This is a genomic window from Streptomyces narbonensis, from assembly GCF_014649015.1.
GTDB classification, from domain to species: domain Bacteria; phylum Actinomycetota; class Actinomycetes; order Streptomycetales; family Streptomycetaceae; genus Streptomyces; species Streptomyces narbonensis.
Map to the genome: position 1 here is coordinate 51,090 of NZ_BMSF01000026.1, position 19,065 is coordinate 70,154.

General features: G+C 71.8%; 14 protein-coding genes. 2 read left to right on the top strand and 12 right to left on the bottom strand.

Annotated features, from left to right (window positions below):
* Positions 1-2: 2 nt before the first annotated feature.
* The 3 genes from IE124_RS32030 to IE124_RS32040 all read right to left on the bottom strand — a co-directional run bounded on the left by IE124_RS32030 (position 3) and on the right by IE124_RS32040 (position 5,072).
* On the bottom strand, positions 3-569 hold the full coding sequence (locus IE124_RS32030; protein WP_189513177.1) for a GNAT family N-acetyltransferase: 567 nt from the start codon (positions 567-569) through the stop codon (positions 3-5).
* Positions 547-2,784 carry an MMPL family transporter gene (locus tag IE124_RS32035; RefSeq protein WP_189513179.1) on the bottom strand — a complete coding sequence of 746 codons (2,238 nt, stop codon included), beginning with the start codon at positions 2,782-2,784 and terminating at the stop codon, positions 547-549. The genes IE124_RS32030 and IE124_RS32035 overlap by 23 nt, the downstream gene beginning before the upstream one ends.
* 197 nt (positions 2,785-2,981) lie before the next feature.
* Positions 2,982-5,072, bottom strand: coding sequence for a phosphocholine-specific phospholipase C (locus tag IE124_RS32040; RefSeq protein WP_189513181.1), 2,091 nt, complete (start codon positions 5,070-5,072; stop codon positions 2,982-2,984).
* 669 nt (positions 5,073-5,741) lie between these two features.
* On the opposite strand from IE124_RS32040, the gene IE124_RS32045 reads away from it, so the two are divergent.
* A complete protein-coding gene (locus IE124_RS32045) occupies positions 5,742-7,241 on the top strand; it encodes a nucleobase:cation symporter-2 family protein (protein ID WP_189513183.1) in 1,500 nt (499 codons plus the stop codon).
* Positions 7,242-7,398: 157 nt separating this feature from the next.
* Here IE124_RS32045 and gatB read toward each other — a convergent pair whose 3' ends face one another.
* The 9 genes from gatB to IE124_RS32090 form a co-directional block, all read right to left on the bottom strand.
* Positions 7,399-8,910 carry an Asp-tRNA(Asn)/Glu-tRNA(Gln) amidotransferase subunit GatB gene (gene gatB / locus IE124_RS32050; RefSeq protein ID WP_189513185.1) on the bottom strand — a complete coding sequence of 504 codons (1,512 nt, stop codon included), beginning with the start codon at positions 8,908-8,910 and terminating at the stop codon, positions 7,399-7,401.
* Positions 8,911-8,926: 16 nt separating this feature from the next.
* Entirely contained in the window at positions 8,927-9,160 is a 234-nt protein-coding gene (locus IE124_RS32055) for a hypothetical protein (RefSeq protein WP_189513203.1), read from the bottom strand.
* 5 nt (positions 9,161-9,165) lie between these two features.
* Entirely contained in the window at positions 9,166-10,665 is a 1,500-nt protein-coding gene (gene gatA / locus IE124_RS32060) for an Asp-tRNA(Asn)/Glu-tRNA(Gln) amidotransferase subunit GatA (RefSeq protein ID WP_150265818.1), read from the bottom strand.
* Positions 10,666-10,671: 6 nt separating this feature from the next.
* A complete protein-coding gene (gene gatC, locus IE124_RS32065; RefSeq protein ID WP_015036350.1) occupies positions 10,672-10,968 on the bottom strand; it encodes an Asp-tRNA(Asn)/Glu-tRNA(Gln) amidotransferase subunit GatC in 297 nt (98 codons plus the stop codon).
* Between the two features lie 177 nt (positions 10,969-11,145).
* Positions 11,146-13,257: a putative bifunctional diguanylate cyclase/phosphodiesterase gene (locus IE124_RS32070; RefSeq protein ID WP_189513187.1), complete on the bottom strand. Its 2,112-nt coding sequence runs from the start codon at positions 13,255-13,257 to the stop codon at positions 11,146-11,148.
* Positions 13,258-13,567: 310 nt separating this feature from the next.
* Positions 13,568-15,748, bottom strand: a complete 2,181-nt coding sequence (gene ligA, locus IE124_RS32075; RefSeq protein ID WP_189513189.1) for an NAD-dependent DNA ligase LigA — start codon at positions 15,746-15,748, stop codon at positions 13,568-13,570.
* Between the two features lie 32 nt (positions 15,749-15,780).
* The gene (locus IE124_RS32080; RefSeq protein WP_189513191.1) at positions 15,781-16,812 is read right to left on the bottom strand and encodes a methionine synthase; all 1,032 of its coding nucleotides are present in this window, start codon (positions 16,810-16,812) and stop codon (positions 15,781-15,783) included.
* Positions 16,813-16,814: 2 nt separating this feature from the next.
* Positions 16,815-17,513: an SDR family oxidoreductase gene (locus tag IE124_RS32085; RefSeq protein WP_189513193.1), complete on the bottom strand. Its 699-nt coding sequence runs from the start codon at positions 17,511-17,513 to the stop codon at positions 16,815-16,817.
* Between the two features lie 7 nt (positions 17,514-17,520).
* A complete protein-coding gene (locus IE124_RS32090) occupies positions 17,521-18,072 on the bottom strand; it encodes an LOG family protein (protein ID WP_189513195.1) in 552 nt (183 codons plus the stop codon).
* Between the two features lie 98 nt (positions 18,073-18,170).
* On the opposite strand from IE124_RS32090, the gene IE124_RS32095 reads away from it, so the two are divergent.
* Positions 18,171-18,965 carry an alpha/beta fold hydrolase gene (locus tag IE124_RS32095; protein ID WP_189513197.1) on the top strand — a complete coding sequence of 265 codons (795 nt, stop codon included), beginning with the start codon at positions 18,171-18,173 and terminating at the stop codon, positions 18,963-18,965.
* The last annotated feature ends 100 nt before the right edge of the window (positions 18,966-19,065 follow it).

Genomic DNA, 19,065 nt, shown 5'->3' on the forward strand with positions numbered 1-19,065 from the left:
CCTTAAGACGCCGACCGCTCTTTCGCCGCACGCCACTCGGGGGCGAGGACGGCCCAGACCTCGGTGTCGGTGCGGGTGCCGCGGTGCGGGTAGTTCTCGCGCAGCACGCCCTCCTTCGTCATGCCGAGGCGGCGGGCGACGGCGATGCTCGGCCCGTTCTTCGAGGAGGCGTGCCACTCCACGCGGTGGATGCCGCGCTCCTCGACCGCCCAGTCGATGATGACCCGGCAGGCCCGGGTGATCAGGCCCTTCCCGGCGGAGGAGGGCTCCAGCCAGCAGCCGGCCTCGGCGATCCCGTTCGGCACGTCCATGGTCCGGAAGAGGACGCCGCCGACGAGCGTGCCCTCGGTCCAGATGCCGTAGATGCGTCCGGCGTCGTTCGCGGCCTTCTCGGCGTACGAGCGGAGGAATGAGCGGGCGGAGTCGAGGTCCGCGACGAAGTCCGGGAGCGCGATGTGCTCTCCGACGAACTCCCGGCCCCGGTCCATGTGGGCGAGGAACTCCTCCGCCTGCCAGGGCTCCAGGGGCCGCAGCTCGGCGCCGTCGTCACCCAGCGATATCGCGAACATCGTCGTTCTCCTCGACCGTCGAAGCCGTCACACGTTGCCCCGGGATCTTCGCACGGGCGTCCGCGGCGGCGCGGCTCTCGGGCGGTTCGATGCTGATCCGGGGCAGGATCCGGTCGAGCCGCTTCGGCAGCCACCAGTTCGCGCCGCCGAGCATGTGCATGAGGGCGGGGACGAGGAGGGTGCGCAGGACGAAGGCGTCGAGGGCGACGGCCGCGGCGAGCGCGATGCCGAACATCGCGATGACCCGGTCACCGGAGAGGACGAAGGCGAGGAAGACCGCGATCATGATGACGGCCGCGGAGTTGATCACCCGGCTGGTCTCGGCGAGGCCGACCCGTACCGCCCGCCGGTTGTCCCCGGTCTCCAGCCACTCCTCGTACATCCGGCTGACCAGGAAGACCTGGTAGTCCATGGAGAGCCCGAAGAGGACGGAGACCATGATCACGGGGAGGAAGGGTTCGATCGGTCCCGCGCTGCCGAGGCCGAGCAGCTCGCTCCCCCAGCCCCACTGGAAGATCGCCACGACGATGCCGAAGGCCGCGGCGACTGCGGCGACGTTCATGGCGGCGGCCTTGAGCGGGATGCCGATCGAGCGGAAGGCGAGCAGGAGCAGCAGGCAGCCGAGCGCGATGACGACGCCCACGAAGAGCGGCAGCTTGCCGACGATGATCTCGGCGAAGTCGTCGTAGGAGGCGGTGACGCCGCCGACGTGCACGTCCAGGGAGGTGCCGGCCTCGGTCTTCGGGAGGACGTCCTGGCGGAGCCGGTCCACGAGCTCGCTGGTCGCCTTGGACTGGGGCGAGGAGTCGGGGACGACGGTGAGGACGGCGGTGTCGCCGGAGCTGTTGTAGGTGACCGGGGAGACGGACGCGACCCCGCGGGTGGCGGAGAGCGCGGCCGGCAGCTGGTCGAGGGCGACCCGGTCGTCGGCGCCGTCGAGCCCGGCGACGAGGGTGAGGGGGCCGTTGACGCCGGGCCCGAAGCCCTCGGCGATCAGGTCGTACGCCTGCCGGGTGGTCGCGGTGGCCGGACCGTTGCCCTGGTCGGAGGTGCCGAGGTGGAGCGAGAGCGTGGGCAGCGCGAGGACGGCCATGACGACGGCGGCGACGGCCCCGAGGAGCTTGGGGTGGCGCTCGACGAAGGCGGACCAGCGGGCGGCGAAGCCGGTGGGGAGCTCCAGCTGCGGCCCGCGCTCGGCGAGGGCCCGCCGCTCGCGCCGGGAGAGGGCGCGCATGCCGATGAGGGAGAGCAGTGCGGGCAGCAGGGTGACGGAGGCGGCGACCGTGAGCACGACGGTGAGGGAGGCGGCGATGGCGACGCCGTTGAGGAAGCTGAGCCGGAGGATCAGCATGCCGAGCAGCGCGATGCAGACGGTGGCTCCGGCGAAGACGACGGCGCGGCCGGTGGTGGCGACGGCGATCTCGGCGGCCTCGGATACGGGGAGGCCGCGTTTCAGGCCCTTCCGGTGCCGGGTGACGATGAAGAGCGCGTAGTCGATGCCGACGCCGAGGCCGACGAGCATGCCCAGCATGGGCGCGAAGTCGGCGACGGTCATCAGATGGCCGAGCAGGACGATCCCGGAGTACGCGATGCCGACGCTGACCAGCGCGGTCGCGATGGGGAGCACGGAGGCGGCGAGCGAGCCGAAGGCGAGGAAGAGGACGACGGCCGCGACGGCGACGCCGACGATCTCGGCGATGTGGCCGCCGGGGGCCTCGGTGAGGGCGACGGCGGTGCCGCCGAGCTCGACCTGGAGGTCGTCGGAGGCGACGGCCTTCGCGGTGTCGACGAGGGCCTTGGCCTGGGCCTCGGGGATGTCGTCGGCCTGCGCGTCGAAGGTGACGGTGGCGTAGGCGGTGTGCCCGTCCTCGCTGATCTGGCCGGGCGTGGCCCCGTACGGGGAGGTGACGGCGGCGATCCCGGGGAGCTCGGCGACCTTGTCGAGCATCGCGGTCGTGCGCTGCTCGACGGCGTCGGCGCGGACGCTGCCCTGCTCGGTGTGCCAGACGATGGTGTCGCTGTCGCCGCCGAGGCCCTGGAAGCCCTGGTCGAGGAGGGCGGTGGCCCGGCCCGATTCGGTGCCGGGGACCTCGTAGTCGTTGGAGTAGGCGCTGCCGGCGAGAACCGCACCGGTGCCGACGCCGACGAGCGCGAGAAGCCAGAGGACGACGACGACGAGACGGTGCCGGATGCACCATCGGGCGATGGCTGCCAAAGGACGTGCTCCCTGGGTGGTTCGTGGATCTTGCACGGGAACAGCCCGAGAAGAACGCATGACCTAATTGCGCCCACTCTTGCAGCCAAACGTGATCGTTTGCCCCTTTCGTGTCGATGCTCACAGCGGTGCGCGGGGGTTCGGGACCGAGGTCCTGACCCCCGCGCACGGAGTGGAACCGCCCGGAGACGGTGGGGTCATCCGGAGACGCTGGGACGCCCGTTCTCGATGTGGCCCATGAGGCGGCGGCGGAAGCCACCGGGCGCGGTGACCTCGACGTCGTACCAGCCGTGCGCGTCGGCGGCCGAGTGCACGACCGTACGGGTCTTCCCGGGCTTCACCCCGACCGTGCGGGTCCAGTCGGCGAGGTCGCGCTCGTCGACGTATCCGAGCGGCCGGACGGTGAAGACGAGCGGGGCCGTGCCCGTGTTCCGCACGGTGAGGTGCAGGTCACGGTCATGGTGGTCGAGGCGCGTGGCGAGCTCGGCGCCGCCTGCCGCGGGGCCCTCGAACTCGCGGCGGAAGCCGTTCGGGCCGGTGATCGTGAAGCGGTAGCGATCACCCGTGACGGGGACGGTCCACTCCCCCGCCCCCTTGACGTCCCGGTGCTGCGGGACGGCGAACTCGCCCGCGTACGGATAGAGGGCGAAGTGCGCGCTCGCCCTGCCGGTGTTGCGCAGGGCCACGGTCACGGCCCCGGGCGCGACGGTCGCGGAGGCGTCCGGCTGGTACGGCAGGGGGCGGGCCGGGCGGGCGCCGGGCTCCTGGACGGGCATCTGCTGGACGGTCGGGGGCTGCGGCCGCCAGCGGCCGGTGAACGGCGGGATCGGGCCGGGCTGCTCGACGGGCGGCTGCCGGCGGCCGCGCTTGAAGTCGAAGGCGGAGGTGAGGTCGCCGGTGACGGCCCGGCGCCAGGGCGTGATGTTGGGCTCGGCGATGCCGGTCAGCTTCTCCAGGAAGCGGATCACTGAGGTGTGGTCGAAGGTCTCGGAGCAGACGTAGCCGCCGACGGACCAGGGGGAGACCACGAGCAGCGGGACGCGGATGCCGAGCCCGGTGGGCTGGCCCTTCCAGCGCTCGTCCGTGTTCTCGGCCGGCGGGACCGGCGGCGGCACGTGGTCGAAGAAGCCGTCGTTCTCGTCGTAGTTGATCAGGACGACGGTGTGGCGCCAGACGTCCGGGTGCGAGCCGAGGGCGTCGAGCACCTTGTAGACGAGGCTCGCGGAGGCGATCGGCGAGGAGGAGCCGGGATGCTCGGAGTCGATCGCGGAGGGCACGAGGTAGGAGACCTCGGGGAGGGTGCCGGCGGCGATGTCGGCGCGGAAGGCGTCGGCGAGGGTGCCGCTCTCGACGCGGCGCAGTCCGCGCTCGAAGAGGGAGCGCTCGGCCTCGGTGAGCGTCGCGACGCCCTCCTCCAGGAGGCCGAGCAGGCGGTTCCGCTCGGTGAGGTCCTCGGTGTCGCGGACGGCGGCGTAGAAGGACTCCATGAAGGTGTGGCCGCCGGTGGGCGCGAGGGCTTTCCGGGCGATCTTCTTGAAGGTGGTGAAGAACTCGATGTTGTTGTCGGTGAAGTTCTCCCACTCCGTGTACGTCTTCCAGCTCCGCCCGGCGGCTTCGAGCCGCTCGGCGTAGGTGGGCCAGCCGTAGCCGGGGTGGGTGCCCTCGGCGTAGGCGGCGTTGGTGACGGCGCGGGTGCCGTCGGCCTCGAAGCCGGTCCAGCCGGACCAGAGGTGGTTGCGGTTCGGGCTCGTCGAGGTGTGGATGGACGAGTGGTAGGCGTCGCAGATGGTGAACGTGTCGGCGAGCTCGTAGTGCAGGGGGATGTCGCGCCGGTCGTAGTACGCCATGGTGGCGGCGGTCTTGGCCGAGACCCAGCCGTCCATCCAGCCGCCGCGCCAGGCCTTGCCGCCGCCGCTCCAGGAGTGGTCGAGGTCGCCGATGTACTGGAGGTCCTTCTGCTGCGTCTCTGCGGCGCCGCGGATCGGGAAGGGCAGCACGGTCCTGCCGGGCGCGGCGGGCTGCTCGAATACCGGCTTTCCGGAGGGCAGCTCGATGGCGTTGCGGTCGCCGAAGCCGCGGACACCGCGGAGGGTGCCGAAGTAGTGGTCGAAGGAACGGTTCTCCTGCATGAGGATCACCACGTGCCGGACCGCCCCCATCCCGCCGGCCGGGGGCTCCGCGGCCATCGCGGCCTGCAGGGACGGCGGCAGCAACGAGCCGGCCGCGGCGACGCCGAACGCGCCTCCGCCGAGTGCGAGCAGCCTTCTGCGCGAAATCTCCGGTGTCACGGTCCCGACCTCCAGTCGACGTCCCATGGTTCGCCTTCGAGCCATGAGGATCAGTACGGCGGGGACGGTAGTGACGCCGGGTGGCCGGGAGGAGGCCCGACCGCGTCCCGACGATGAACGTCCCGGACGACCTGCCCGGCCCCTACCGGGACCGTCGGCGGGTAACGATCCGGATTCGCCGTGGCCGCAAGGCACTTCCCGGACAGAGGGAATGCAGCCGTCCGGCCACGAGGAGTCCACCTGCTGGACACCGCCGCACCTGTGCCTCGTTCGCCGACCGAAACCCTCGCCGCCCACATCTCCGCACACCAGAGGCGCGGCCCCGGGGCGCGTTCGCGCATGCGCAGGGGGAAAGGAGCGGAAGGCGACCTTCAACGCTCCCTCGCCATACACGCCTTGCACGACCGGCCGCCAGTGGACGATTCTCCGTACCTGCCCCACCCAGGGGCTCAACAGTTTGTGGCAGTCGACGATATCTGTGGTGCTCCCCACAGGCGTTCAATTCCGGACACACGACCGGAGTGCGCCGGAAACACCGCGCGACTTCGATGACGTGAACGCACGGACAACCCTGGCGGATCAACGGGATGACGACCCACTCCGAGCAGGGACAACCAGATCTCACTCATTCCCTCTCAGTCACCTACCTCCTTGAAGGGCAAGGCAGAGATGGCACGTGTCGCCGCCCGGCTTTCCGCCAACGGAGAGCAGAGCTCGCACCCGGTCGACGAGGTGCTCCCCCTCCCCAAGCTCGCGCTGTACGGATTCCAGCACGTACTCGCGTTCTACGCCGGTGCTGTGATCGTCCCGATCATCGTCGGCAGCGCACTGAAGCTGAGCCCCGAACAGCTCGTCTACCTGATCAACGCGGACCTCTTCACCTGCGGTATCGCCTCGATCATCCAGGCGTGGGGCATCGGCCGGGTCGGCGCCCGGCTGCCGCTGATCCAGGGCGTCACCTTCACCGCGGTCTCGCCGATGATCGCCATCGGCCTCGGCGCGGGCGGGGGCACCGCCGCGCTGCTCGTCATCTACGGTGCCGTCATCACCGCCGGCATCGCGACGTTCGCCTTCGCCTGGCTGCCCCCCAAGGCGTTCCGGGCCGTCATGCGGCTGTTCCCGCCGGTGGTCACCGGCACGGTGATCACGGTGCTCGGCATCGTCCTCATCCCGGTCGGCCTCCGGGACGCGGTCGGCGGCGCCACCACGGTCGGTGACGGCGGTGTACCCACCCAGCTCGCCTACGCCGGCGGCACGATGCTCTTCATCCTCGCCCTGATGAAGTTCGGCGGACCGTTCCTGCGCAGCATCGGCATCCTGCTCGGTCTGGTCGGCGGCACCGTCGTGGCCGCCCTGCTCGGCGACGTCGAGTTCGGCGGTGTCTCCACGGCCGACTGGGTCGGTGTCACCACCCCGTTCCACTTCGGCGCCCCGAAGTTCGAGTGGTTCCCGATCGTGCTGATGCTCATCGTCATGCTGATCACCATGGTGGAGACCACCGGGGACACGTACGCCGTCGGCGACATCGTCGGCAAGGACGTCGACAGCGAGACCGTGGCCCGCGCCCTGCGCGCCGACGGCGCCGCCACCGCCCTCGGCGGTGTGCTGAACTCCTTCCCGTACGTGGCCTTCGCCGAGAACGTCGGCCTGGTCCGGATGACCAAGGTCAAGAGCCGCTTCGTGGTCGTCGCCGCGGGTGTGTTCATGATCGTCCTGGGTCTGCTGCCCAAGGCCGCCGCGATCGTCGCCGCCGTGCCCCACGGCGTGCTCGGCGGCGCCGCCACGGTGATGTTCGGCATGGTCGCCCTGGCCGGTATCCAGACCCTGGCCAAGGTGGACCTGAAGGAGGAGAAGAACGCACTGGTCGTCGGCGTCTCGCTGGCCTTCGCGCTCTTCCCCGCCACCGTGCCGCTCTACTTCGACGAGCACATGGACGCCGACCTCTCCTCGCTGCTCAACAGCGGTGTGACCCTCGGCGCCACCGCGGCCATCGTCCTCAACCTGGTCTTCAACGGTCTGGGCAAGGACGACGCCCACGGCCCGCGGGTGGAGATTCCGGCCCCGGCCGCCGCCCCCGCAGCCGAACGCGCCGGGTCGCCCGCCGCCGAGTCCGCCGAGCCGGCCACCGCCGGCGGGGCGGAGGAGGCGGGCACGACTCCGGCCCCCTGACCCTCCCAAGGGGTGTCCCCGGCCGGGCGGTCGCCGCCCGGCCGGGGACGCTGCCGTCTCACCGTCCGGAGGGAGGGACGAGACGCCGTACGACGAGGGCGGCCCCGCACCGGAAGTCCGGTGCGGGGCCGCCCCCTTGAGCCGTACGAGAAGGGGATCAGCCCTCGCTGACGCCCAGCTTCTCCAGGATCAGGTCCTTGACCTTCGCCGCGTCCGCCTGGCCGCGGGTGGCCTTCATGACCGCGCCCACGAGGGCGCCGACCGCGGCGACCTTGCCGCCGCGGATCTTGTCGGCGATGCCCGCGTTGCCCGCGATGGCCTCGTCGACCGCCGTGCCGAGCGCGCCGTCGTCGGAGACGACCTTCAGACCGCGCTTCTCGACGACCTCGTCCGGGGTGCCCTCGCCGGCGAGGACGCCCTCGATGACCTGACGGGCCAGCTTGTCGTTCAGATCACCGGCGGAGACCAGGGCGGAGACCCGGGCCACGTCCGACGGGGTGATCGCCAGCTCCTCCAGCGCGACGCCCTGCTCGTTGGCGTTGCGGGCGAGCTCGCCCATCCACCACTTGCGGGCCGAGGCCGAGTCCGCGCCCGCCTCGATCGTGGCGACGATCGAGTCGACCGCGCCCGCGTTGAGGATGGACTGCATGTCCAGCTCGGACACGCCCCACTCCTCACGCAGCCGGTTGCGGCGCACGCGCGGCAGCTCGGGGAGGCCCTTGCGGAGCTCCTCGACCCACTCGCGGGCGGGGGCCACCGGCACCAGGTCGGGCTCCGGGAAGTACCGGTAGTCCTCGGCGTTGTCCTTGATGCGGCCGGAGGTGGTGGAGCCGTCGTCCTCGTGGAAGTGACGGGTCTCCTGGATGATCGTGCCACCGGAGGTGAGCACGGCCGCGTGGCGCTGGATCTCGAAGCGCGCCGCACGCTCCACCGAACGGAGCGAGTTGACGTTCTTCGTCTCCGAGCGGGTGCCGAAGGTCTTGGTGCCGTTCGGGCGCAGCGACAGGTTCACGTCGCAGCGCATCTGGCCCTTGTCCATGCGCGCCTCGGAGACGCCCAGGGCACGGATCAGCTCGCGCAGCTCGGCGACGTACGCCTTGGCGACCTCGGGGGCCCGCTCGCCGGCGCCCTCGATCGGCTTGGTGACGATCTCGATGAGCGGGATGCCGGCGCGGTTGTAGTCGAGCAGCGAGTGCGAGGCGCCGTGGATGCGGCCGGTCGCGCCACCGATGTGGGTGGACTTGCCGGTGTCCTCCTCCATGTGGGCGCGCTCGATCTCCACGCGGAAGATCTCGCCGTCCTCCAGCTGGACGTCCAGGTAGCCGTTGAAGGCGATCGGCTCGTCGTACTGGGAGGTCTGGAAGTTCTTCGGCATGTCCGGATAGAAGTAGTTCTTCCGGGCGAAGCGGCACCACTCGGCGATCTCGCAGTTCAGCGCGAGGCCGATCTTGATGGCGGACTCGACGCCGATCGCGTTGACCACCGGCAGCGAGCCGGGCAGGCCGAGGCAGGTCGGGCAGGTCTGCGAGTTCGGCTCCGCGCCGAGCTCGGTCGAGCAGCCGCAGAACATCTTCGTCCTGGTGCCGAGCTCGACATGGACCTCCAGGCCCATGACGGGGTCGAACGCCGCGAGGGCCGCGTCGTACGACAGCAGTTCAGTGACAGTCACGGTGAGACTTTCCCTCTCAGCCCAGCAGGACGTCGTCGTCGCCCAGGCGCTTGAGCTCCCGGTAGAGGATCGCCAGGCCGGTAACGATGGCGGCGGCGGACACGGCGGAGTCGATCAGCCGCAGCATGTCGTTGTCGTTGCGGGCCATCTTGGCCTGCTTCGCGACGCTGATGGCACCGAACGCGGTGGTCGCCAGCGAGACGTAGACGCCGGTCTTCGACTTCTTGAAGTTCTTGGCCTTCTTTGCCATGGCACTCACAGCGACGGAGCCTCCTCAAGCAGCGGGTGCCCCCACTTTTCCACGAAGGCGGCCTCGACGGCGGCGCCGACCTTGTACAGCCGGTCGTCCTTCATGGCGGGAGCGATGATCTGCAGGCCGACCGGCAGACCGTCCTCGGGCGCGAGGCCGCAGGGCAGCGACATCGCGGCGTTGCCGGCCAGGTTGGTCGGGATGGTGCACAGGTCCGCGAGGTACATCGCCATCGGGTCGTCGGCGCGCTCGCCGATCGGGAAGGCGGTGGTGGGGGTCGTCGGGGAGACGATCACGTCCACCTCCTCGAAGGCCTTCTCGAACTCGCGGGTGATGAGGGTCCGGACCTTCTGGGCCGAGCCGTAGTACGCGTCGTAGTAGCCGGAGCTCAGCGCGTACGTACCGAGGATGATGCGGCGCTTGACCTCGTCGCCGAAGCCGGCCTCACGGGTGAGAGCGGTGACGTCCTCGGCGGACCGCGTGCCGTCGTCGCCGACCCGCAGGCCGTAGCGCATGGCGTCGAAGCGGGCCAGGTTCGAGGAGCACTCGGACGGCGCGATCAGGTAGTACGCCGACAGGGCGAGGTCGAAGGTCGGGCAGTCCAGCTCGACGATCTCGGCGCCCAGCGACTTGAGCAGCTCGACGGACTCGTCGAAGCGCTGCACGACACCGGCCTGGTAGCCCTCGCCGCGGAACTGCTTGACGACGCCGACGCGCATGCCGGCGACCGAGCCGTTCCGGGCGGCCTCGACGACCGGCGGGACCGGGGCGTCGATGGAGGTCGAGTCGAGCGGGTCGTGCCCGGCGATCGCCTCGTGCAGGAGGGCCGCGTCCAGGACCGTACGGGCGCAGGGGCCGCCCTGGTCGAGGGAGGAGGAGAAGGCCACCATGCCGAAGCGGGAGACGCCGCCGTAGGTCGGCTTGACGCCGACGGTGCCGGTGACGGCGGCGGGCTGGCGGATGGAGCCGCCGGTGTCCGTGCCGATGGCGAGCGGGGCCTCGTACGCGGCGAGGGCGGCCGAGGAGCCACCGCCGGAGCCGCCGGGGATCCGGGTCAGGTCCCAGGGGTTGCCGGTCGGGCCGTAGGCGCTGTTCTCCGTGGAGGAGCCCATCGCGAACTCGTCCATGTTGGTCTTGCCGAGGATGACGACGTCGGCGGCCTTGAGGTTCTTCACCAGGGTCGCGTCGTACGGCGGGATCCAGCCCTCGAGGATCTTCGAGCCCACGGTGGTCGGCATGCCGACGGTGGTGAAGATGTCCTTGAGCGCGAGCGGGACGCCGGCCAGCGGGCCGAGCTTCTCGCCACGGGCGCGCTTCTCGTCGACGGCGCGCGCCTGCGCGAGAGCGCCCTCGCGGTCGACGTGCAGGAAGGCGTGGACCTTCTCGTCGACGGCCTCGATGCGGGCGAGGTGGGCCTCGGTCACCTCGACTGCGGTGAGCTCGCCTGCGGCGATCTTCCCGGCGATCTCGGCGGCGGTGAGCTTGATGATGATGTTGTCCGTCATGACTTCTTAGTCCTCCCCCAGGATCTGCGGCACCTTGAAACGCTGCTGCTCCTGGGCCGGGGCGCCGGAGAGCGCCTGCTCGGGGGTGAGCGACGGACGGACCTCGTCCGCGCGCATGACATTGGTCAGCGGCAGCGGGTGGGAGGTCGGAGGTACGTCTTGGTCGGCGACCTCGGAGACGCGGGCGACCGCGCCGATGATGTCGTCGAGCTGGCCGGCGAAGTGATCGAGTTCTTCGCCCTTCAGCTCCAGACGCGCCAGCCGGGCGAGGTGGGCGACCTCCTCGCGCGTGATGCCAGGCATGCGGTTCCTCACGGGGTGAGCTTGATGGTTTGGTCCATCCTATGGGGCCGGTGCCGCTCCCCGTGAAACGGTCGGCCCGGGGCGGGACGCTTCTAGGGCCTGTCCGACCCTGATCCGCCGGACAGGCCCTAGGGGGTGTCTTGTCGATCGAGCCCGGCCTGATCGGCAAGACGCCCCCTAGGGGACGACCTGGCCGGGCTGGTCGAGAGCGACCTCCGCGGCGATGTCGGCGGGGCGGCGCCAGCCGTGCTCGCCTCGGGCCAGGAGCCAGGCGGTCGCCTCGGCGGGCGGCATCGCGGCGGCGACCAGCCAGCCCTGGACCGCGTCGCAGCCCAGGTCGCGGAGGCGCTCCCAGGTCTCGTCGTCCTCGACGCCCTCGGCGACGACGAGGAGGCCGAGGGAGTGGGCGAGGTCGAGGGTGCAGCGGACGATCTCGGCGTCCTCGGTGTCGACGGCGAGCCGGGCGACGAAGGAGCGGTCGATCTTCAGTTCGCTGACGGGCAGCCGCCGCAGGTGGACCAGGGAGGAGTAGCCGGTGCCGAAGTCGTCGAGGGACATCTTGACGCCGTGGCCGGTGAGGCCGTTGAGCGTGTCGGCGGCCCGCTGGGGATCCTCCAGGAGCACGTGCTCGGTTATCTCCAGTTGGAGGGCGCCGGCCGGGACGCCGTGGCGGGCGAGCCGGGCGGCGACGGCGCCCGCGAAGCCGGGGGTGTGGACGTCGCGCGGCGAGACGTTGACGGCGACCGGGACGTTGAGGCCCTGGGTGCGCCAGCGGGCGACCTGGGCGAGCGCGGTCTCCAGGACGTACTCGGTGAGGTGGGGCATCAGGCCGGAGGACTCGGCGATGGCGATGAACTCGTCCGGCGGAACCTTCCCGCGCTCCGGGTGGACCCAGCGGACGAGCGCCTCCAGGCCGGCGACCTGGCCGTCGAAGCGGACCTTGGGCTGGTAGTGGAGTTCGACCTCGCCCGCGTCGAGGGCGCGGCGCAGGTCGCCGAGCAGGCCGAGCCGGTCGGGGGTGTTGGAGTCGCGCTTGGACTCGTAGACCTCGACGCCGGTGCGGTCGCGCTTGGCCTGATACATGGCGACGTCGGCGCGGCGCAGCAGGCCTTCGGCGTCGAGGGCGTGGTCGGGGAAGACGGCGACGCCCGCGCTGGCCTCCAGGACGAGGGTGAGTCCGTCGAGGTCGAGCGGGGAGGAGAGTTCGGCGACGAGGTGGCGGGCGACGCGCTGGGCGCTGGTGGTGGAGTCGGCGGTGGGCAGCAGGACGGCGAACTCGTCGCCGCCGAGCCGGGCGGCCTCGGCGCCGTAGGGCAGGGCGAGGCGGAGCCGTTCCGCGATCTGGAGGAGCAGCCGGTCGCCCGCGAGGTGTCCGAGGGTGTCGTTGACCGACCGGAAGCGGTCGAGGTCGATCAGGACGAGGGCCGCGCGGGCGCCTTCGCCCTCGGCCTCCTCCAGGGCGGTCCAGGCCCGCTCCAGGAGCCACTGGCGGTTGGGGAGTCCGGTCAGGGGGTCGCGCAGCTGTTCCTCGGCGCGGGCCCGGGCGATCCAGAGGGTGGAGTCGAGGGCGATGAGGGGGACGGCGAAGAGGGGCAGGAGCACGGGCCGAGTGGCGGCGACGACGCAGATGAGCGGGGCGATGCCGAGCAGGGCGACGGCGACGAGGCCCTGCCGGAGGAGGGCGGTGCGGGCGATGGTGGGCAGGCCGCGGCCCTGCGGCGCGAGCGTGTACCACAGCAGGATCCGGGTCACCACGAGGTAGGCCGCCGCGGCGAGGACGACTTCCGGGAGGTCCCCGATGGTCCAGTCGAGGGGCTGCCAGGGCTCCTCGACGGTCGGTACGTCTCCGAAGACGGCGAGGACGAGGGCGGCGGCGCCGACCCCGAGGACGTCGGCGGCGCCGTGCAGCAGGCCCTGCCGCCAGCGATGCCGGCGGGCGGCGCCGACGAGGGCGACGACGGTCAGCGAGACGAGTCCGGCGGGCACCCAGCCGTACAGCAGGAGCACGGCGAGGGTGAGAGCGGCGCCGGAGCCCGTGCCGCCCCACCAGCGGTCGCGGCCGAGCGCGACCAGGTGGCCGACGATGAGGCCGGTGAGGACGGCGAGGGACCAGCCCGCGGCTCCGCCGGGGAAGAGTCCGTGTCCGGTGGTCAGGGCCCGCTGGAGGCCGGCGACGAGTACGACGGCGGCGATGCCCACCACGGCTGCGGGCAGCCGGGAGGTGCGGCCCGTGGGGACCACACGGCCGTACGGCCGTGGGGCCGGGGCGACGCTCTCGGTCGGTTCCATTCCCGTCCCTCTCACAGGCGGCGGTGCCGTCGGTGTGCGATGGGCCGCGCTCGCGCGGCCGTCCGTCGTCGGGCCGTCCGTCATGCGGCCGCCACCGGGCGGCCGTTCCTCATGCCACTGGGCCGTTCGTCCTGGCGCGTACGACCGGCAGCCCTCGCGCGGACATGCGGGACAGGACGCACGGTCACCACAGTAGGCCGCCGAGGGCTCCGACGGGCAGCGCTCTCCCTCTCTTGCCCGAATGCGACCCGGCCACCCGTAACGATCTGGTATGCGCCGAACGGGTGACCTTTCGCGGGGACGGCGGAGGCTACTCGGCGACCGGTACCGCGGCCTCGCGAGCGGCTTCGGGACCTTGTTCGAGCAGGACCGAGAAGCCTTCCTCGTCCAGAACCGGAACCTTCAGCTGCATCGCCTTGTCGTACTTCGAACCAGGGTTTTCGCCGACGACCACAAAGGCGGTCTTCTTTGAAACGGAACCCGTGACCTTCGCTCCGAGGGTCTGGAGGGACTCTTTTGCGCCATCCCTGGTGAACTTCTCCAGGGTGCCGGTCACCACGACCGTGAGACCTTCCAGCGGACGCGGTCCCACGTCCTCCCCCGCGCCCTCGTCCTCCAGCGACACTCCGGCGGCGCGCCACTTCCGCACGATCTCGCGGTGCCACTCCTCGGCGAACCACTGCTTCACCGCGGTCGCGATGATCCCGCCGACGCCGTCGACGGCCGCCAGCTCCTCCTCGCTCGCCTGCTCGATCCGCTCCAGGGAGCGGAACTCACGGGCCAGCGCCTCGGCCGCGACGGGCCCCACGTGCCGGATCGACAGGCCGTTGATGAAGCGGGCGAGCGGACGTGCCTTGGCCGCCGCGATGTTCTCCAGCATCGCCAGGGCGTTCTTCTTCGGCTCGCCCTTCTGGTTGGCGAAGACCGTGACGATCTTCTCCTCGCCGGTCTTCGGGTCCCGCCTGGGCAGCCCGCTGTCCGGGTCCAGGACGTACGCCTTGATCGGCAGCAGCTGCTCGATGGTGAGGTCGAAGAGGTCGCCCTCGTCCGCGAGCGGCGGCTCCGCCGGCTCCAGGGGGCGGGTCAGCGCCGCCGCGGCGACCGCGCCGAAGTTCTCGATGTCCAGGCACTGCCGCCCGGCGAGGAAGAACAGCCGCTCGCGCAGCTGGGCCGGGCAGGTCCGCGCGTTCGGACAGCGGAGGTCGATGTCGCCCTCCTTCATCGCCTTCAGCGGCGTCCCGCACTCCGGGCACTCGGCGGGCATCACGAACTCCCGCTCGGTGCCGTCCCGCAGGTCGGCGACGGGCCCGAGGATCTCGGGGATCACGTCACCGGCCTTGCGCAGCACGACCGTGTCGCCGATCAGCACGCCCTTGGCCTTCACCACCTCCTGGTTGTGGAGGGTGGCGAACTCGACCTCGGAGCCGGCCACGGTCACCGGCTCCACCTGCGCGTACGGCGTGACGCGGCCGGTGCGGCCGACGCCGACCTTGATGTCGACCAGCCTGGTGTTGACCTCCTCCGGCGCGTACTTCCAGGCGATGGCCCAGCGGGGGGCGCGCGCCGTGGAGCCGAGCCGGCCCTGGAGCGGGATCTCGTCGAGCTTGACGACGACCCCGTCGATCTCGTGCTCGACGGAGTGGCGGTTCTCGCCGAAGTACGCGATGAACTCCCGCACGCCTTCGAGCGAGTCGACCACGCGGTTGTGCCCGGCGGTCGGCAGGCCCCACTCGTGCAGCAGCTCGTACGTCTCCGACAGCCGGGAGATGTCGAAGCCCTCGCGGGCGCCGATGCCGTGCACCACCATGTGGAGCGGGCGGGAGGCGGTGACCTTGGGGTCCTTCTGGCGGAGCGAACCTGCGGCCGCGTTACGCGGGTTGGCGAAGGGCTTGTCCCCCGCCTCGACCAGGCGGGCGTTGAGCCCCTCGAAGCCCTCCATCGGGAAGTAGACCTCGCCGCGGATCTCGACGAGCTCCGGGACGCGGTCGCCGCGCAGCCGGTCGGGGATGTCGGCGATCGTCCGGACGTTGGGCGTGATGTCCTCGCCGGTGCGGCCGTCGCCGCGGGTCGCGGCGCGGGTCAGCCGCCCGTGCTCGTACGTGAGGTTCACGGCGAGGCCGTCGACCTTGAGCTCGCACAGGTAGTGGAAGTCGGGGGTGCCGACGTCCCGCGCGACCCGCTCGGCCCAGGTGGCGAGCTCCTCGTCGTCGAAGGCGTTGTCGAGGGAGAGCATGCGCTCCCGGTGCTCGACGGAGGTGAAGTCCGTCTCGTACTGCCCGGCGACCTTCTGGGTCGGAGAGTCGGGCGTCCGCAGCTCGGGGTACTCCTCCTCCAGCGCCTCCAGCGAGCGCAGGAGCTTGTCGAACTCGCCGTCGCTGATGACCGGCTGGTCCTTCACGTAGTACCGGAAGCGGTGCTCCTCGATCCGCTCCGCCAGGTCGGCGTGCTTCTCCCGTGCCTCGGCGGGCAGGGCCCCCTGTTCGACTGCCACCTTCGTCCGTCCTCCCGTGCCTCGAAACCCGGTCACTCTGGGTTGTCCGCGAGCGATCTCGCCGCCCGGGCGCAGTGGGCGAGGGCCGCGCGGGCATAGGCGGGCGAAGCGCCCGCGAGCCCGCACGTGGGGGTGACGACCACGGACTCCGCGAGAGTCCCCGGATTCAGCCCCAGCCTGCGCCACAGCGTCCTGACACCCATGACGCTACCGCCCGGGTCCGACAACGGGCCGTCGGTGGACGGCACCACACCGGTGAAGAGCTTCGTGCCCGCCTCCACGGCCTCGCCGATCGACTCCTCGTCACGTTCGGTGAGGAGCCCGAAGTCGAACGAGACCCCGGCGACGCCGGCCCTGCGCAGCAGCGCGAAGGGGACGTCGGGGGCGCAGGAGTGGACGATCACCGGCCCGTCGTGGGCCGCGATCACGTCCCGCAGGGCGCTCTCCACGACCTGCCGGTCGACGGCCCGGTAGGTGCGGTAGCCGCTGGCGGTACGGACGTGTCCGCGCAGGACCGCCGTGAGCGAGGGCTCGTCGAGCTGGAGGACGATCCGGGCCCCGGGGACGCGCTTGGCCAGCTCCGCGAGGTGGGTACGGAGCCCCTCCGCGAGGGAGCCGACCAGGTCGCGGCAGGCGCCCGCGTCGCCGACGGCCGCCTCGCCGCCGCGCAGCTCCAGGGCCGCGGCGAGCGTCCACGGGCCGACAGCCTGGACCTTGAGCGGGCCCTCGTACCCCTGGGTGAACTCCTCCAGGGCGTCCAGGTCCTCGCCGAGCCAGGACCGTGCCCGCTTGGTGTCCCGGCCGGGCCGGTCGCTGATCCGCCAGCCGCTCGGCTCGACGTGCGCGTAGAGGTCGACGAGCATCCCGATGGTCCGGCCGATCATGTCGGCGCCGGGCCCGCGGGCGGGCAGCTCCGCCAGGAAGGGGAAGTCCTCGAAGGAGCCGGTGACCGTCTTCGCGGCCTCGCGGGCGTCGCCTCCGGGCATGGACCCGACGCCGGTGGCGGGGCCGAAGAACCGCGTACCGCCCTTGTCCGAGTCGTCTGTGGCGCCTGTGTCGCTCACGTCTACCGCCCCGGACGGACGGTCAGGTCGTTGATCTCGGCGTCGCGCGGCAGGTCGATCGCGGTGAGGACCGCCGTCGCGACCGACTCCGGGTCGATCCACTTCGACGCGTCGTACTCCTTGCCCTCCTGCTGGTGCACCTTCGCCTGCATGGGGCTCGCGGTGCGGCCCGGGTAGACGGAGGTGACCCGCACGCCGTTGGCGTGCTCCTCGTGGCGCAGCGAGTCCGCGAGGGCCTTGAGGCCGTGCTTGGAGGCGGCGTACGCGCTCCACTCGGCGTGGGCGGCGAGCCCGGCGCCCGAGTTCACGAAGACGACGTGGCCCTGGGAGACCCGCAGCTGGGGCAGGAGGTGCCGGGTCAGCTCGGCCGGGGCGATCAGGTTGACGTTGAGCTGGTGGTGCCAGGTCTTCGGGGTGAGGTCCCCGACCGGACCGAGGTCGACGACGCCCGCGATGTGCAGCAGGCTGTCCACCCGCTCGGGCATGGTCTGGTGCGAGAAGGCCCAGGACAGCCGGTCCGGGTCGGCCAGGTCCCCGACGAGCGTCCGGGCGCCCGGGAACTGTGCGGCGAGCTCCTTGGCCCGCCCCGCGTCGCGCGCGTGCAGCACGAGTTCGTCCCCGCGCGCGTGGAGGCGGCGCGCGACGGCCGCGCCGATGCCGGAACCGGCTCCGGTGATCACATGTGTAGCCATGGGAGCCATGCTCCCATCAGCGGGGGCCCGCGCTCTCCCCCAGGCTCTCCTCCAGGTACGCCAGGGCCGTCGGGCCGTCCTCCGCGAAGAAGACGAGGTCGGTGAGCGGGACCGGGAGGAAGTTCTCGTCCGCCATGCGGCGGAGCTGGATCTTCAGACCGTCGTAGAAGCCCGCCGTGTTGAGCAGGACCACGGGCTTGGTGTGCTTGCCGTGCTTCTTCAGCTCCAGGATCTCGGTGGCCTCGTCGAGGGTGCCGATGCCGCCGGCCATGATCACGATCGCGTCGGACTTCGCCAGGAGGAGCGCCTTGCGCTCGGCCAGGTCCCGGGCGACGACCATCTCGTCCGTGCTCGGGTGGGCCTTGTGCTGGAGGAAGTCGACGGAGACGCCGACGAGCCTGCCGCCCGCCTCCTGGACGCCGTCCGCGACGACCCCCATGAGACCCGCGTCGGAGCCGCCCCACACGAGGGTGTGGCCGGCCTTGCCGAGGCGCTCGGCGAAGTCACGGGCGGGGACCGTGTAGCGGTCGTCGAGGTCGGCGGCGGAGAGGAAAACGCAGATGTTCATGCGCTCCACCGTAGGGGGTGACCAGCGGCTTCGAAGATTCTTCGGGAATTCCCGCCGTGCGGCGATGAGTTCCGGGGACGGCCCCGGTCTGCACTGCCATGGACGAGGTGAAGACCACGCTGGGCAGGGTCGGGGGACGGGTCACGTCGCGGGACGGGACGACGATCGCGTACGAGAGGCACGGGGACGGGGCCGGGCCGCCGCTGGTCGTGGTGAGCGGGGCCCTGGGCACGGCCGCGAGCGAGCGGCCCCTCGCCAAGCTCCTCGCCCGCCGCTTCCCGGTCGTGGCCTACGACCGGCGGGGGCGCGGCGGGAGCGGCGACACCGGGCCGTACGCGGTGGAGCGGGAGATCGAGGACCTGGCGGCGGTGACCGCGGAGGCGGGGAGCGGCGCGGCGCTGTACGGGGCGGGCACGGGCGGCGCCCTGGCGCTCGCCGCGGTGGCCGCCGGGCTCTCGGCCGGGCCGGTGTCGGTGTACGAGCCGCCGTACTCGGCGGAGGCCGCGGCGCGGCACGGCCGGGCCGCGGAGCTGCTCGGGCGGGGGCAGCCGGGCGCGGCCCTCGACGTGTTCCTCGCGGAGTGGGGCGTGCCGGCGGAGGCGTGGCCGGGTGGGGACGCGTCGGCGTCGACCCTCGCGTACGACCATGCCCTCCTCGGTGACGGGACGCTGCCGGAGCGGCGTCTCGCCGGGGTCCACGCGCGCGTGCTGGTCGTCGACGGGGGTGCGAGTCCGGCGTGGGCGCGCCGCGCGGCCCGCGCGCTGACGGCGGTGCTCCCCCGCGCCCGCCACCGGACCCTGACGGGTCAGACGCACGAGGTGGCCCCGCACGTCCTGGCGCCGGTCCTGGCGGACTTCCTGGCGGAGGAGCGGGAGACGAGCGAGGCCGCCTAGGGCCTGTCGTCACATTCCCGTCTGCCCCGCAACGCCAGGCACGCACTCTCGCCGCACCGGGCGAAAGCCCACGTACGTCCAGTACGTGGGCTTCCACCCG